This window comes from Streptomyces sp. RGM 3693, from assembly GCF_050471125.1.
GTDB lineage: Bacteria > Actinomycetota > Actinomycetes > Streptomycetales > Streptomycetaceae > Streptomyces.
Window position 1 is genome coordinate 3,462,294 of the sequence record NZ_JBMPPQ010000001.1, and the last position, 13,649, is coordinate 3,475,942.

The 13,649-nt window shown below is 70.3% G+C and carries 13 protein-coding genes; 10 read left to right on the forward strand and 3 right to left on the reverse strand.

The features are described 5' to 3' along the window. Positions 1 to 309: 309 nt before the first annotated feature. From ACO0M4_RS15125 to ACO0M4_RS15135, 3 genes are all read left to right on the forward strand, one after another. Positions 310 to 1,080: a hypothetical protein gene (locus ACO0M4_RS15125; RefSeq protein WP_430370663.1), complete on the forward strand. Its 771-nt coding sequence runs from the start codon at positions 310 to 312 to the stop codon at positions 1,078 to 1,080. 168 nt (positions 1,081 to 1,248) lie between these two features. Next, positions 1,249 to 1,947 carry a class F sortase gene (locus ACO0M4_RS15130; RefSeq protein WP_430370665.1) on the forward strand — a complete coding sequence of 233 codons (699 nt, stop codon included), beginning with the start codon at positions 1,249 to 1,251 and terminating at the stop codon, positions 1,945 to 1,947. Positions 1,948 to 2,153: 206 nt separating this feature from the next. Continuing rightward, on the forward strand, positions 2,154 to 3,743 hold the full coding sequence (locus tag ACO0M4_RS15135; protein ID WP_430370666.1) for an MFS transporter: 1,590 nt from the start codon (positions 2,154 to 2,156) through the stop codon (positions 3,741 to 3,743). 43 nt (positions 3,744 to 3,786) lie between these two features. Here the strand turns inward: ACO0M4_RS15135 and ACO0M4_RS15140 are convergent, their stop codons facing one another. Beyond that, complete coding sequence (locus ACO0M4_RS15140) at positions 3,787 to 4,485, reverse strand: hypothetical protein (RefSeq protein WP_430370668.1); 699 nt, start codon at positions 4,483 to 4,485, stop codon at positions 3,787 to 3,789. Between the two features lie 166 nt (positions 4,486 to 4,651). On the opposite strand from ACO0M4_RS15140, the gene hemC reads away from it, so the two are divergent. Together hemC and ACO0M4_RS15150 are read left to right on the forward strand one after the other, a co-directional pair. Then, on the forward strand, positions 4,652 to 5,587 hold the full coding sequence (gene hemC, locus ACO0M4_RS15145; protein WP_430370670.1) for a hydroxymethylbilane synthase: 936 nt from the start codon (positions 4,652 to 4,654) through the stop codon (positions 5,585 to 5,587). A 361-nt stretch (positions 5,588 to 5,948) separates the two neighbouring features. Next, entirely contained in the window at positions 5,949 to 6,029 is an 81-nt protein-coding gene (locus tag ACO0M4_RS15150; RefSeq protein WP_430371391.1) for a hypothetical protein, read from the forward strand. Positions 6,030 to 6,252: 223 nt separating this feature from the next. Here the strand turns inward: ACO0M4_RS15150 and tnpA are convergent, their stop codons facing one another. Further along, positions 6,253 to 6,669, reverse strand: a complete 417-nt coding sequence (tnpA, locus tag ACO0M4_RS15155) for an IS200/IS605 family transposase (RefSeq protein ID WP_430370672.1) — start codon at positions 6,667 to 6,669, stop codon at positions 6,253 to 6,255. A 24-nt stretch (positions 6,670 to 6,693) separates the two neighbouring features. Between tnpA and ACO0M4_RS15160 the strand changes: the two genes are divergently transcribed. The 3 genes from ACO0M4_RS15160 to ACO0M4_RS15170 all read left to right on the forward strand — a co-directional run bounded on the left by ACO0M4_RS15160 (position 6,694) and on the right by ACO0M4_RS15170 (position 11,250). Then, positions 6,694 to 7,917 carry an RNA-guided endonuclease InsQ/TnpB family protein gene (locus ACO0M4_RS15160; protein ID WP_430370673.1) on the forward strand — a complete coding sequence of 408 codons (1,224 nt, stop codon included), beginning with the start codon at positions 6,694 to 6,696 and terminating at the stop codon, positions 7,915 to 7,917. Positions 7,918 to 8,131: 214 nt separating this feature from the next. Further along, positions 8,132 to 8,686: a MarR family winged helix-turn-helix transcriptional regulator gene (locus ACO0M4_RS15165; protein ID WP_430370674.1), complete on the forward strand. Its 555-nt coding sequence runs from the start codon at positions 8,132 to 8,134 to the stop codon at positions 8,684 to 8,686. Then, positions 8,683 to 11,250 (forward strand): MFS transporter, encoded by a 2,568-nt coding sequence (locus ACO0M4_RS15170; RefSeq protein WP_430370676.1) that lies wholly within the window; start codon positions 8,683 to 8,685, stop codon positions 11,248 to 11,250. Before ACO0M4_RS15165 ends, ACO0M4_RS15170 begins: the two co-directional genes overlap by 4 nt. A gap of 82 nt (positions 11,251 to 11,332) precedes the next feature. Here the strand turns inward: ACO0M4_RS15170 and ACO0M4_RS15175 are convergent, their stop codons facing one another. Beyond that, positions 11,333 to 11,620 carry a LysR substrate-binding domain-containing protein gene (locus ACO0M4_RS15175; protein ID WP_430370677.1) on the reverse strand — a complete coding sequence of 96 codons (288 nt, stop codon included), beginning with the start codon at positions 11,618 to 11,620 and terminating at the stop codon, positions 11,333 to 11,335. Between the two features lie 35 nt (positions 11,621 to 11,655). On the opposite strand from ACO0M4_RS15175, the gene ACO0M4_RS15180 reads away from it, so the two are divergent. Continuing rightward, positions 11,656 to 11,793, forward strand: coding sequence for a hypothetical protein (locus ACO0M4_RS15180; RefSeq protein WP_430370678.1), 138 nt, complete (start codon positions 11,656 to 11,658; stop codon positions 11,791 to 11,793). A 342-nt stretch (positions 11,794 to 12,135) separates the two neighbouring features. Next, the gene (gene lpdA, locus ACO0M4_RS15185; protein ID WP_430370680.1) at positions 12,136 to 13,536 is read left to right on the forward strand and encodes a dihydrolipoyl dehydrogenase; all 1,401 of its coding nucleotides are present in this window, start codon (positions 12,136 to 12,138) and stop codon (positions 13,534 to 13,536) included. Positions 13,537 to 13,649 lie beyond the last annotated feature (113 nt).

Here is a 13,649-nt window from a genome sequence, read left to right on the forward strand (position 1 = left end):
GAACCGCGACAGGGGCCTGGACGTCCGGGCGGCCCGCGCCAAGCGCTCTGCCACGGGCCCGGAAGCCGCTTCCGGGCGCCCTTAGACCCCCTCTAGCCCACCTTGATGACGACACGCCGGAGCCACGCGCCGTCCAACGGGTGAATATGCCGCCTTCCGCCACCCGAAGAGCCGACGTTGTCCCCCGAATGCGACGTTCTCCGGTGGTGCCGAGCCGGATTCCGACTGACGGTGATCACGTCGCTACTGCGATCCGATGTGCCGACGAAGTGTCAGCCTTCGCAGTCGCGCCGAAAGGAACATGACTCCATGCGCACTGCCCGCACTCTGTTCGCATCCGCCGCCGTGATGGCGGCGCTCACGATCACTGCACCCGCCGCGACTGCCATGGGTCTGGCCGAGGGCTTCGCCTCGGGCATCGGGACCTCGGTCAGCGGTGACGACCACGGCCGCGGCGACCGGAACCACGGCCGCGGCGACCGGGACCACGGACGCGGCGACCGCGACAACGGCCGCGGCGACCGGGACAACGGTGGCTACGGACGTGGCGACCGCGACAACGGTGGCTACGGCGACCGGGACCGCGACAACGGTGGCTACGGCGACCGCGACCACGGCTGGGGCCACCACCGCATGCCGCACGGTGGTGTGCACACCGGTGGTGGCGCGCTGGCCACGGCCGTGATCGGGGACTGGGACACCAGCAGCAACTACGGCGACGACCACGGGCGTGGCGACCGCGACCACGGCCGCGGCGACCGGGACCGGGACCACGGCCGCGGCGACCGCGACCGCGACAACGGACGTGGCGACCGGGACCGGGACCACGGCCGCGGCGATCGCGACCGGGACCACGGGCGTGGCGACCGGGACCACGGTGGCTACGGCGACCGCGACCACGGTGGCTACGGCGACCACGACCACTGGGGACGTCGCCCGCACGGCGGTGTCCACACCGGTGGCGGCGGCATGGCGATGTCCGGCAGTGGCCTGGCTGCCGGCTCCGTCCTGATGCTCGGTGGTCTGGGTGCCGGTGCCTACATGCTGCGTCGCCGCAACACGTCGGGCACTGCGGCCTGATAAGGCTGCCACCTCCGGAGGTCGATGTGCAGTCGCGGCCACCGTCCTCACCGGACGGTGGCCGCGGCGATTGCGTAGTCGTCGCCGCTCCGCAGGTCCGCGCGGACCCGCTGCCGACGCCGCGTGGTCCCTCCGCACCGTGCCCCGCCCGCTCACGAAAGGCCCCTCATGACCGCCCAGCAGTCGCCCCAGCCGAATCCGAAACCCGATCCGCCCAAGGCAGCCACCGCAGTCCGCCCCGTGGGACGTGGCCTGATCTGGGCCGCGGGAGCATTTCTGCTGGGTGCCTTCCTCGTCTACAACTCCGTGGACACCTCGGCGGACGCCAAATCGCAGTCCCGTCCCGGGGTCGCCGCCCCCGTCAAGCGCAGAGCCGCCTCGCCCACCCCCGACCTGGCGCTGCCCCGCTCCGCGCCGAAGCGGCTGACGATCCCGGAAATCGCCGTGGACGCGCCGTTCACCTCGCTGACCCTCGGCCCCACCGGACAGCTCAACCCGCCCCCGGCCGCCGACAAGAACCTCGTCGGCTGGTATCAGGACGGTGCGGCGCCGGGAGAGCGCGGCGCCGCGATCGTCGCGGGTCACGTGGACACCAAGACCGGCCCGGCGGTCTTCCTACAACTGGAGCTCCTCAAGCCCGGTGCCACCGTCGAGATCACCCGCGAGGACGGCATCGTCGCCACGTTCAAGATCGACTCCGTGGAGACCTTCAGCAAGGCGACCTTCCCCAACGACAAGGTCTACGCCGACACACCGGACGCCCAGCTCCGCCTGATCACCTGCGGTGGCTCGTACGACCGGAAGGTCAAGGACTACGTGGCCAACGTGGTGGCCTTCGCGCACCTCGTCTCGTCGAAGCACGCCTAGGCGTAGAGCACCACAGGTCCGCACGCCAGCGCGGGCCGGGAGCCCGGGCCGGCTCCTCACCGGACCGGGCTCCCGACTGCCGGGCGGGGGCGAGTGCCCGGGGCGCCGTTCGACACGCGGCGCCGGCGGAGCTGCTCTCACCGCGGAACCCACGGGGAAATAATGGCGAATATGAGGCACCGAATTCCGCTCCCCGATGAGGTGAAATGAGCGCCGGCCGCCGTAATCCGCCGAGTCGGCGCCCGACCCGAAAAGCGGCCGGAGGCAGTGCTTCCACCGACCGCCTCCTGCGCATTCTGCTGCGCCGCCGCAAACAGCCGCTGAGCGCCGCGGACGTGATGATTACCGACCGGCCGGCGGTGCGCCGGGCGGTGTCGGCAGCCGCCCTCGGCAATACGATGGAGTGGTTCGACTTCGGCGTCTACGCCTATTTGGCAGGCACCTTGGGAAAGGTGTTCTTCCCCACCAGTTCACCGGGCGCCCAGGTGGTCTCGTCGTTCGCGACCTTTGCCGCGGCATTCCTCGTCCGGCCCCTCGGCGGCATGGTGTTCGGGCCGCTCGGGGACCGTATCGGGCGCCAACGGGTCTTGGCCGCCACCATGATCATGATGGCGATCAGCACTTTCGCCGTCGGATTCCTGCCCGGATATCACGCCATCGGTTTCGCCGCGCCGATTCTGCTGCTGATCTGCCGGTTGGTACAGGGATTCTCCACCGGCGGCGAATATGCCGGAGCCACCACTTATATCGCCGAATATGCGTCCGACACGCGACGCGGATTCCTCGGCAGCTGGCTCGACTTCGGCACGTTCGTCGGCTATTCGCTCGGCTCGGGTCTGGTCACCGTGCTCACCGCGGTACTCGGCGAGGACGGACTGGTGTCCTGGGGCTGGCGGCTGCCGTTCCTCGTCGCCGGACCGCTCGGGCTCATCGGCCTCTACATGCGGCTGCGACTGGAGGAGACCCCGGCCTTCCTCCGCGAGGCCGAGCAGGCCCACCAGGCGGCGGCGGAGGCCCGCGCCGCGGGTGGCGAGGACCCGGTGGAGGACGCCCGCCAGTCCGGCCACGGCCGACTGAAGGAGATCTTCACCAGGCACTGGCAGGCGGTGCTGATCTGCATGGGCCTGGTGCTCCTCTACAACGTCACCAACTACATGGTGACCTCCTACCTGCCGACCTTCATGACCGAAACGCTCGGCCAGGACCCGCTCACCGCGCAGCTCCTGGTCCTCGGCACCATGATCGTCGTGGCGCTCACCATCACCACCGTCGGCCGCACCTCCGACCGGTGGGGCCGACGCCCCGTCTTCATGGCCGGCAGCATCGCCCTGATCGCACTCGCCGCCCCCGCGGTACTCCTCATCCGGGCCGGCGGCATCCTGCTGCCCGCCCTCGGCTGCCTCATCCTGGGCCTGCTGCTGGTGTGCTTCGCCGGCACCTCGGCCGCCACACTGCCGGCGCTCTTCCCGACCCGACTGCGGTACGGCGCGCTGTCCATCTCCTTCAACATCTCGGTGTCGCTCTTCGGCGGCACCACGCCGCTGTTCGCCTCCGGACTGGTGCAGCTGACCGGGAGCCACATGGTCCCCGCGTACTACCTGATGGCCGCCGGCCTGGTCGGCTTCGTGTCGACGCTGTTCCTGCACGAGACGGCCGGCAAGCCGCTGCGGGGCTCCGGCCCGATGGTGGAGACCACGGAGCAGGCCCGGCAGCTGGTCGCCCACAGTCGCACCGAGGCCGGCCGCCGGGCCCGGGACATCTGGATCCGGCTCCGGCACCCCTGGGCCCGACACTGACCACGCCGATCCCGGCCACCGAACCGCCCGTGCGGCCGGGCCCTCACGAGCGCACGGTGCCGTCCCAGCGCCATTCCGTGCGGCGCGGGTGCCCAGGGAGCGCGGCACGCCCGGTGGCCCAGAGCAGCGTCGGCCAGGGGTCCGCCCCGGTCGGAACGTCCGGGAACAGTCGGGTCAGGACCCGCGCGCACACCTCGGCCGGCGGATCCCAGTCGAGCCCCAGCCCCGAGGCCAGATCGTGGGTGTGGACCACCGTCTCGACGATCCCCATCGCCGCGAAGCCCTCCGGGTCCGAGACGCCGAAGACGTGATGGGCACGCACCTGCGGGGGCGTGGTCCGCACCATGGCGACCAGGAGGGCGCCGCACGCCTCCAGGGTCTGGAGGAGCCCGGCAGGCCCGGCGGCACGGTCGGCGTGCACCGCGTTGGCCGGGCCGCCGGGGCGGCGACGCTGCCAGGAGAAGGGCACCTCGCGGTCCAACGGCGGTGTGCTGGGCCCCAGTTGGGCCGCGTAGGCGAAAAGGTCGTCACTCAGGTGCTCGACGGTCTCCCAGCAGTCCCACTCCAACGACCCGGCCGCCCGGCCTTCCCAGGCAGAGGCGGGCGCGGTCCGCAGGAGGTGCACCGAGAGCCCTACGGCGCGGGCGAGGTCGTCGGCGGTCACGGGACCCGCGGTGACGGGGGTCGTGCTGACGGGAGGGGGCCGGTGGTCCGCTCCGGCCTGGTTGCTTGATCGGGACATGCCTGGACGTTACCGCGGGCGTCGGGCCGGGGGAGAGCCGCGCGAGGCGGCCCGATCGGTGGGCCGCCGGCCGTCCGTCCACGGCCGGAGCGGAGGTGACGCGACGCACGCGAACTCCGACGAGCTGTCGGTAACTGTCCGAATTTGACGGTCTATCATCGGCGCCATGTCCGCCCCAGAACTGATTCGTATCGTGTCCCGTGACTCCCCGATGGCCCTCGCCCAGGTGGAGCGCGTCCGCGCCGAACTGGCTGCGCTGCATCCCGGCATCACCACCGAGGTCGTCCCCGTCAAGACGACCGGCGACCGGTGGATGGGGGCGCTCTCCCAGGTGGAGGGGAAGGGGGCGTTCACCAAGGAGGTCGACGCCGCCCTCCTGGCCGGCGAGGCGGACCTCGCGGTGCACTGCGTCAAGGACATCCCCGGCGACCGCCCGCTGCCGGCCGGGACGGCTTTCGCCGCCTTCCTCAAGCGGGACGACGTCCGGGACGCGTTGATCCACCCGGGCGGGCTCACCCTCGACGAGCTGCCCGCCGGCACCCGCATCGGCACCTCCTCGGTACGCCGGATCGCCCAGCTCGCCGCCTCGCACCCGCACCTAGAATTCGTGCCGATGCGCGGCAACGCCAACCGCCGCATGGAAAAGCTGGCCGCGGGCGAGGCCGACGCCCTGCTGCTGGCCGTCTCCGGACTGGAGCGGATCGGCCGCCGCGACGCGATCACCGAGATCCTGTCGGTGGACGTCATGTGCCCGCCCATCGGCGCCGGTGTTCTGGCGCTCCAGTGCCGCGAGGACGACACCGACACCATTGCGGCCGTCAGCGGCCTCGGCGACCCCGCGACGTACCGAGAGACCATGGCGGAGCGGATGTTGCTGCACGTCCTCCAGGGCCACTGCAACAGCCCGATCGCCGGGTTCGCCACCACCGACCGGCGCGGGGAACTCTCCTTGCGGGCCAGCGTCTTCACGCCCGACGGCAAGACCGTCCTGAACGCGCACGAGTGGGCCGGTCCGCTGACCCCCGAGACGCTGGGCACCTCCGTCGCCGTGGCGCTGCTGCGCCAGGGCGCCCGCGAGCTGATCGACGGCATCGCGCACTGACCGCGACGCCCCCCCCCGCACCATCTGGGACCCCGAACGCCCGCCGAACAGGCCGGGCGCGAAGCCGGCCACCTGATGGCCTGGCCCAGTCGGACGCCGGTGTGGGGGACGGGTGCGACGCCGCCCGGCGGGAGTACGCGGAGATGGTCGGCGCGGGTCTCCGCGTTCGAACCGGTGATCAAGGTGGCCGCGCCGGGCCACGACGCGGCGGCCGAGGCGATGTGCGGCCCCGACGTCGAGGTCGGTACCTCAACTTCTACCGCGCCACCGGTGGGGCGGTGGTTCCGGTCGGCGGCGGCGAGCGGGGCGAGGGGGCGCCGCGGTGCTCGCCGCCGCGCTGCCCGGTCGCCGGGTGGTCGGGGTGCCGGCCCCGACGCTCGCCTTCGGCGGCGGGGCCCACTGCATCACCCAGCAGCTCCCCAGGACGCCCCGCCCAAGTTAGCCGCGGGCCGGGCTCAGGACTGCGGGCGCTTACCGTGATTGGCCGCGTGGTTGCGGCGTGACTTCTTCTTGCGGCGACGCTTCGACGACATGGGTTCTCCCTTCTGACCAAGGGGCCGATGGTGCATTTCCGGCATATCTATCACCTTGACCAGTGGTCTTGCGTGCAAGCCCCGTCCTTCAGGGCGGGGTTAGCGCATCTCAGGACTGCTCTAAGCCGTAGGTTAGAGCGGACGTTTTTGCTGCTCGATGTACTGCCGGATGATCGCCAACGGTGCCCCGCCGCACGAGGCCGCGAAGTAGGACGGCGACCAGAAGTGCCCGTGCATGATGGCCCGGTTCACGCGGCCGGTGAACTCCTTTCGCCGGTAGCGGGAGGAGACGCCTTTGAGGCTGTTCACCAGGGCGGACACGGCCACCTTCGGCGGGTAGTGCACGAGCAGGTGTACGTGATCGTGCTCGCCGTTGAACTCCTTCAGCTCCGCCTCGAAGTCCTCGCACACCTTCCGCATGGTCTCCTCGCAGCGCGTCAGCATCTCGTCGTCCAGGGCCCCGTGCCGGCACTTCGTCACAAAGACCAAATGCACGTGCATCGCGGAATCCACATGTCTGCCGCGCCTGTACTCAGTGTCTGTACTCATAGACCAAATGATACGATCGCGATCGTGCGGCTCCGATACAACTACCGGGTCTATCCGGATGCCCCGCAGCGCCGTGCGCTGGCCCAGGCATTCGGGTGCGCCCGCGTGGTCTTCAACGACGGCCTTCGGGCGCGTCAGGAAGCCCACGCGGCCGGGGAGCCGTACCTCAAGGACACTGACCTGCAAAAGCAGGTCATCACCGCCGCCAAGCGCACCGAGGAACGCGCTTGGTTGGGTGAGGTGTCCTCCGTCGTGCTCGTGCAGTCCCTGCGGGACCTGCACACCGCGTACCGGAACTTCTTCTCCTCCGTCACCGGCAAGCGCAAGGGGCCGAAGGTCGCGCCCCCGCGTTTTCAGTCCCGCAAGGACAACCGGCAGTCGATCCGGCTCACCGCGAACGGCTTCACCCTTCGCGACAACGGCACGCTGTACGTGGCGAAAGTCGGAGACCTTGAGGTCCGCTGGTCCCGACCACTTCCCGCCGTCCCGACCTCGGTCACCGTCACCAAGGACGCCGCCGACCGGTACTGGGCGTCGTTCGTCATCGACACCGACCCCGAGTTCCTCCCCGAGCTGGAGACCGAAACTGGTATCGACCTGGGCCTGTCGCACTTCGCGGTCCTGGCCGACGGAAAGAAGATCGACGCCCCGAAGTTCCTACGACGTGCCGAACGCAAGCTCAAGCGGTTGCAGAAGGACTTGAGCCGCAAGGCCAAGGGCAGCAACAACCGGGCGAAGGCTCGCAAGCTCGTCGCCCGGCAGCACGCCAAAGTGGCGGACCGGCGCCGAGACTGGCACCACAAGGAATCCACGAAGATCATTCGCGACAACCAAGCGGTGTACGTGGAAGACCTTACGGTGTCCGGCCTCGGACGCACCCGCCTGGCCAAGAGCGTGCACGACGCCGGATGGTCCACGTTCGTCGCGATGCTGGAATACAAGGCCGCCAAGCACGGCCGGTACTTCGGCAAGATCGGGCGCTTCGAGCCGACCTCTCAGGTCTGCTCTGCCTGCGGCATCAAGGACGGCCCCAAGCCCCTCCACGTCCGCGAATGGACGTGCCAGGAGTGCGGGACCGTCCACGACCGCGACGTCAACGCAGCTCGCAACATCCTGGCGGCCGGAAGGGCCGACAGACTAAACGCCTGTGGAGCGCCGGTAAGACGGGCATCCGTGCCCGCACAGCGCGGTGAAGCAGGAACCCCCCAGAAGGGTCAGACGACCCAGGCTGGAATCCACGTCCTTTAGAGCGTGGAGGGCTTCAAAGGGTTTTGCCTCAAGGGGGGGCGGTGGTGGTGTCAGGGGCGCGCGGTTGACGCTTCGGCGCTCCTCCGTGCCGCAGTGAATCCCCCCGTGGTCGGCGGCACCCTCGCGCAGCCGCTATGCTTGCTGGATACAAGCAATGTATCCAGTGGACCGGCTGGATCACGCATGCACGCATTCAGTGCGAGGGATCACGACGATGAGCAACGGCACGGTCCATGCCTGCGATGGGGCTGGGGTCTCGGAGATCACCACCGCGTCGAGCCTGGACGAAGCAGCCGCCGGGCTGGGGACGGAAATGGTCCGCTTCACCCGGCTGATCGCAGCTTGGAAACAGCGAGTCAAACACGACGCCGGCGCCGCCGACCGCGTGCTGCTGGCCAGGCTGGTGTGCGGAGGGGACCAGCGGGCGACCGACCTGGCCGCCGACGCGTTCCTTGACCTGTCCACCGTCAGCCGACAGGTGCGCTCGCTGGTCGAGCGCGGCCTGGTCGCCCGGCGCCCGGACCCGGAGGACCGGCGCGGTTCGCTGCTGACCGCCACCGAGGCGGGGCGGGCCCGCTTCGAGGACTACCGGCGTCAGCGCGACGCTGAGCTGGCCGGGATCCTCGAATCCTGGTCGCCACAGGACAGGGCAGACCTGATCCGGCTGATGAGCCGGCTCAACAAGGACTTCGCAGAACGTCAACACGCACGGCCGGACCCCGGGGGAGACCAGGGCGCCGCCGTGGAGCAGGGAGAGATACGTAGATGAGCACAGCCACCTCTCCGCCGGGGGCGCAAGCCAAGGCGATACCGGGGGCGGGGGTTCTCACCCACCGCCAGATCCTCACCATCCTCAGCGGTCTGATGCTGGGCATGTTCCTTGCCGCGCTCGACCAGACGATCGTCAGCACCTCCATCCGGACCATCGCCGACGATCTGCACGGGCTCAGCGAGCAGGCCTGGGCGACCACGGCCTACCTGATCACCTCCACGATCGCCACCCCGCTGTACGGCAAGCTGTCCGACCTCCACGGCCGCAAGCCCTACTACCTGGCCGCGATCAGCATCTTCGTGGTGGGCTCGGTGCTCTGCACCTTCTCCACCTCGATGACCGAACTCGCCGGGTTCCGCGCCCTCCAGGGCCTGGGCGCCGGTGGTCTGATGTCGCTGGCGCTGGCGATCATCGGTGACATCGTCCCGCCCCGGGAGCGCGCCCGGTACCAGGGCTACATGCTCGGTACGTTCGCCACCTCCAGCGTCGCCGGTCCGCTGATCGGCGGCGCGCTGGCCGGCCAGGCCACCCTGCTCGGCATCACCGGCTGGCGCTGGGTCTTCCTGGTCAACGTGCCGATCGGCATCATCGCGCTGTTCGTCGTCGCCAAGGTCCTCAACATCCCGCACACCCGCCGGAACCGCCGCATCGACTGGTGGGGCGCGTTCACCATCACCCTCGGCGTCGTCCCGCTGCTGCTCGTCGCCGAGCAGGGCCGGGAGTGGGGCTGGACCTCGTCGCAGTCGATCGCCTGCTACGTCATCGGCGTGGTCGGGATCATCGCCTGGATCCTCGTGGAGCGGTGGATCGGCGACGATGCGCTGATCCCGATGCGACTGTTCCGCAATGGCACCTTCAGCAAGACCAGCCTGCTGTCCGTGCTGATCGGCATGGGCATGTTCGGCGGGATGCTGATGATCCCGCAGTACCTCCAGATCGTGAAGGGCGCCAGCCCCACGATGTCGGGCCTGCAGATGCTGCCGCTGATGGCGGGCATGATGATCGCCTCGATCGCGTCCGGCCAGATCACCTCCAAGACCGGCCGCTACAAGATCTTCCCGATCATCGGCACCGCCCTGATGGTCGCCGCCATGCTGCTCTTCCACTACCGGGTCCAGTGGGACACCCCGCTGTGGGAAACCATGGTCTACATGCTGGTCTTCGGCCTCGGCCTGGGTGGCTGCATGCAGACTCTGGTACTGGCCGTGCAGAACGCGGTGCCGCCGCAGGACATGGGCGTGGCCACCGCCTCGTCCACGTTCTTCCGGCAGATGGGTGCCACGGCCGGTACGGCGATCTTCCTCTCGGTGCTGTTCAGCACGGTCGGTGACAAGATCGGCGACGCGTTCAAGAGCGCCGCTTCCACCGTGCGCTTCCAGGAGGCGCTCAAGGACCCCGCGGTGCTCCACAACCCGGCCAACAAGCCGGTGCTCGACATGCTCAAGCACCCCGGCAACGGCGGCTCCTCGGGCGTGCTGAGCGACTCCTCGTTCATCCAGCACCTCGACCCGCGACTGGCCGAGCCGTTCAAGCGCGGCTTCGCCGACTCCATGCACACCGTCTTCCTGATGGGCGCCATCGTCGTCGCGCTGGCCTTCCTGCTGATGTGGTTCATCAAGGAGGTGCCGCTGCGGCAGATCTCCGGCCTCCAGGCACGGGCCCAGGCGGAGGCCGAGGCCAACGGCGAGGTCCCGCCCGTGGCGGAGACCGCACCGGCCGCCGTGCCGGCCCCGGAGGCGGTCGCCCCCGTCGCCGTGGCCGCCGGGAGCGTCCCGGATCCCGCAGCGGACGCGTCCGGCCCGCTGATCCACGGCACCGTGCGGGACAGCGGCGGCCGACCGGTGGCGCAGGCCGCAGTCACCCTGATCAGCGTCGGCGGACGGCAGCTCGGCCGCACCAGCACCGACGCCGACGGTGGTTACGCGCTGCCGACCACCGGCCCCGGCACCTACGTGCTGATCGGCTCGGCGGGCGCCCGCAAGCCGCAGGCGCTGACCGTCGTGGTGGGCGCCGAACCGGTCTCCTTCGATCTGACGCTCAGCGGCGCGGCCGGACTGTCCGGTGAGGTCCGCGAGGAGAAGAACGACGACCCGATGCCCGGTGCGCTGGTCGTGGCCACCGACGTCCGCGGTGAGGTCGTGGCCTCCGGCGTCGTCGGCCAGGACGGCGGCTTCGCCTTCAACGAACTGACCCCGGGCAGCTACACCCTGGCGGTCAGCGCGGAGCGCCACCGTCCGTCCGCCCTCCAGGTGGAGGTGGCTTCCGGCTCCCGCAACTGGTACGAGATCCGGCTGACGCTGGGCGCCCAGGTCCGCGGCACCGTCCGCACCGCCAACGGCGGCGCGCTCAACGACGCCCGGGTGACCCTGCTGGACCCGGCGGGCAACGTCGTGGGCAGCGCCACCAGCGGCCACGACGGTGAGTACGTCTTCACCGACCTCGACAGCGGCGACTACACGCTGATCGCCAGCGGCTATCCGCCGGCCGCCGCCCCGCTGCGGCTGACCGCCTCCGGACAGGCCGAGTGCGATATCGAGCTCAGCCACGACACGGTGAACTGACACACCCGCCGCAACGGCAAACGGGCCAGGGCCCGGCGACTCCGGTCGCCGGGCCCTGGCCCGTATCCGGCGCCCGCGGGTGCTACCCGGTGGCGAGACGGTCCTCCGCCCCGTAGAGGTCGGCGCAGACGTCCAGCAGGTGTGTGGTGGCCGGATGCCGGTGATCGGTACGCCAGACGGCCTCGATGGTGAGCGAAGGGCCCGGCGGCGTGAGCGACACCAGGGTGATGTTGCGGGGGAGCTGACGGGCCAGCGACGCCACCACGAGGTTGATGCCGCGGCCGGCGGCTATCCCGGCCCAGGCAGTGGTGCCGGAAGCGGTGCCGTCGAGGACGGGCTCGAAGCCCGCACCCCGGCAGGCGTCGAGCACCCTGGCAGGTCGACGGTCTGGTCGAGTTGCACGGCATGTACGCGGCCGGCGAGGCCGCGACCGTCGCCGACACCGTCCCGCGCCTGCTGGGCCGGCCGGCTCGCTCCCTGGAGGACTTCCTTCGCGACCACGCCGCCGCCTTCCGCGCGGCGCCGGGGGACGACCGTCGATGACCGGCACCGTCGAGTGCACGTGAAGCGCCACATGCCCAGCACGGCACGGTGACCTCCCGACCGCGGGCGGACGGTACGGCTGCGGAGGCCGGTCCATTCGCCAACTGACCGCACCGACCGAGGGGTCGGGGCCGGACCGACACCGGTCCGTTCCGGCCCGACCCCGCAGGCGAGGTCCGCGGCCGCTCGAACCCGTCCGGCGGCGCACCGGGCCGCCCCCCACCTGGACCGCGACGCGCTGCGACCTCGACCACCCCCGCTTAGGCTGCCGAGCATGAGCGAGCGAAGCATGGGACGGTGCACGCCCGGCGCCTCCGGGGGCGAACGAAGCGGGCGCTCGGCATGAGCACGCACTTTGACGTGGTGGTCCTGGGCGCGGGCCCCGGAGGGTACGTCGCGGCCATCCGGGCCGCCCAGCTCGGCCTGCGCACGGCGATCGTCGAGGCCAAGTACTGGGGCGGCGTCTGCCTCAACATCGGTTGCGTCCCGTCGAAGGCCCTGCTCCGCAACGCCGAGATCGCCCACCTCGTGGGCTGGGAGGCGAAGACCTTCGGCATGCACGTCGAGGGCAAGGTCACCTTCGACTACCGGGAGGCGTTCCTGCGCAGCCGCAAGGTGGCCGACGGCCGCGCCAAGGGCGTGCACTTCCTGATGAAGAAGAACAAGATCGAGCAGTTCGAGGGCATCGGTGCCTTCATCGACCCGCACACTCTCCACGTCACCCTGGGCGACGGCCGGACCGAGACCCTCTCGTTCGGCCACGCGATCATCGCCACCGGCTCGGTCACCCGCCTACTGCCCGGCACCTCCCTCAGCCGCCGGGTGGTGACCTACGAGGAGCAGATCCTCTCCGACGAACTGCCGCGCAGCATCGTCATCGCCGGGGCGGGCGCCATCGGCGTCGAGTTCGCCTACGTCCTCCACAACTACGGCGTCGAGGTCACCCTCGTGGAGTTCCTGGACCGCGTCGTCCCGCTGGAGGACGCGGAGGTGTCCGCCGAACTCGCCCGCCGTTACCGCAAGTTGGGCATCCACGTGCTTCCCTCCACCCGCGTCGAGGGGATCGACGACTCCGGGGAGCGGGTCCGCGTCACGGTCACCACCGGCGGCCAACGCCAGACCCTGGAGACCGACCAGGTCCTCCAAGCCATCGGCTTCCAGCCGCGGACCACCGGCTTCGGACTGGAGAACACCGGCGTCCGACTGACCGAGCGCGGCGCCGTCGACATCGACGGCCGGTGCCGGACGAGCGTGCCGCACATCTTCGCCATCGGCGACGTCACCGCCAAACTGATGCTGGCGCACGCCGCCGAGGCGATGGGCATCGTGGCGGCGGAGACCATCGCCGGCACGGAGACCATGGAGCTGGACTACGTGATGATCCCGCGGGTGACCTTCTGCCAGCCGCAGATCGCCAGCTTCGGCTGGACCGAGGAACAGGCCCGCGACCAGGGCTACGACGTCCGGGTGGCCAAGTTCCCGTTCACCGCCAACGCCAAGGCCCACGGCATCGGCGACATCGCGGGCTTCGCCAAGATCATCAGCGATGCCCGACACGGGGAGATCATCGGCGCCCACCTCATCGGCCCCGAAGTGACCGAACTCCTCCCGGAATTGACCCTCGCCCAGAAATGGGACCTCACCGTCCACGAGGTGGCCCGCAACGTCCATGGCCACCCCACCCTCAGCGAGGCGATCCAGGAAGCGATCCACGGCCTCGCGGGCCACATGATCAACATGTGAGCGGGGAGCACCTCTGGGTCACGGCCGCGGTGAGCTTGCACCTGGAGGTCATGCGGTGCGTTCAGGGCGGCCAGAGGGCGCTGTTGGATCAGGACGAAGATCTGGCTCAGCAG

What these genes read in the sequence shown, in the direction of transcription:
- ACO0M4_RS15125 (WP_430370663.1), top strand. Translation starts at nt 310, where the DNA reads ATGCGCACTGCCCGCACTCTGTTCGCATCCGCCGCCGTGATGGCGGCG.
- ACO0M4_RS15130 (WP_430370665.1), top strand. Translation starts at nt 1,249, where the DNA reads ATGACCGCCCAGCAGTCGCCCCAGCCGAATCCGAAACCCGATCCGCCC.
- ACO0M4_RS15135 (WP_430370666.1), top strand. Translation starts at nt 2,154, where the DNA reads ATGAGCGCCGGCCGCCGTAATCCGCCGAGTCGGCGCCCGACCCGAAAA.
- ACO0M4_RS15140 (WP_430370668.1), bottom strand. Translation starts at nt 4,485, where the DNA reads ATGTCCCGATCAAGCAACCAGGCCGGAGCGGACCACCGGCCCCCTCCC.
- hemC (WP_430370670.1), top strand. Translation starts at nt 4,652, where the DNA reads ATGTCCGCCCCAGAACTGATTCGTATCGTGTCCCGTGACTCCCCGATG.
- tnpA (WP_430370672.1), bottom strand. Translation starts at nt 6,669, where the DNA reads ATGAGTACAGACACTGAGTACAGGCGCGGCAGACATGTGGATTCCGCG.
- ACO0M4_RS15165 (WP_430370674.1), top strand. Translation starts at nt 8,132, where the DNA reads ATGAGCAACGGCACGGTCCATGCCTGCGATGGGGCTGGGGTCTCGGAG.
- ACO0M4_RS15170 (WP_430370676.1), top strand. Translation starts at nt 8,683, where the DNA reads ATGAGCACAGCCACCTCTCCGCCGGGGGCGCAAGCCAAGGCGATACCG.
- ACO0M4_RS15180 (WP_430370678.1), top strand. Translation starts at nt 11,656, where the DNA reads ATGTACGCGGCCGGCGAGGCCGCGACCGTCGCCGACACCGTCCCGCGC.
- lpdA (WP_430370680.1), top strand. Translation starts at nt 12,136, where the DNA reads ATGAGCACGCACTTTGACGTGGTGGTCCTGGGCGCGGGCCCCGGAGGG.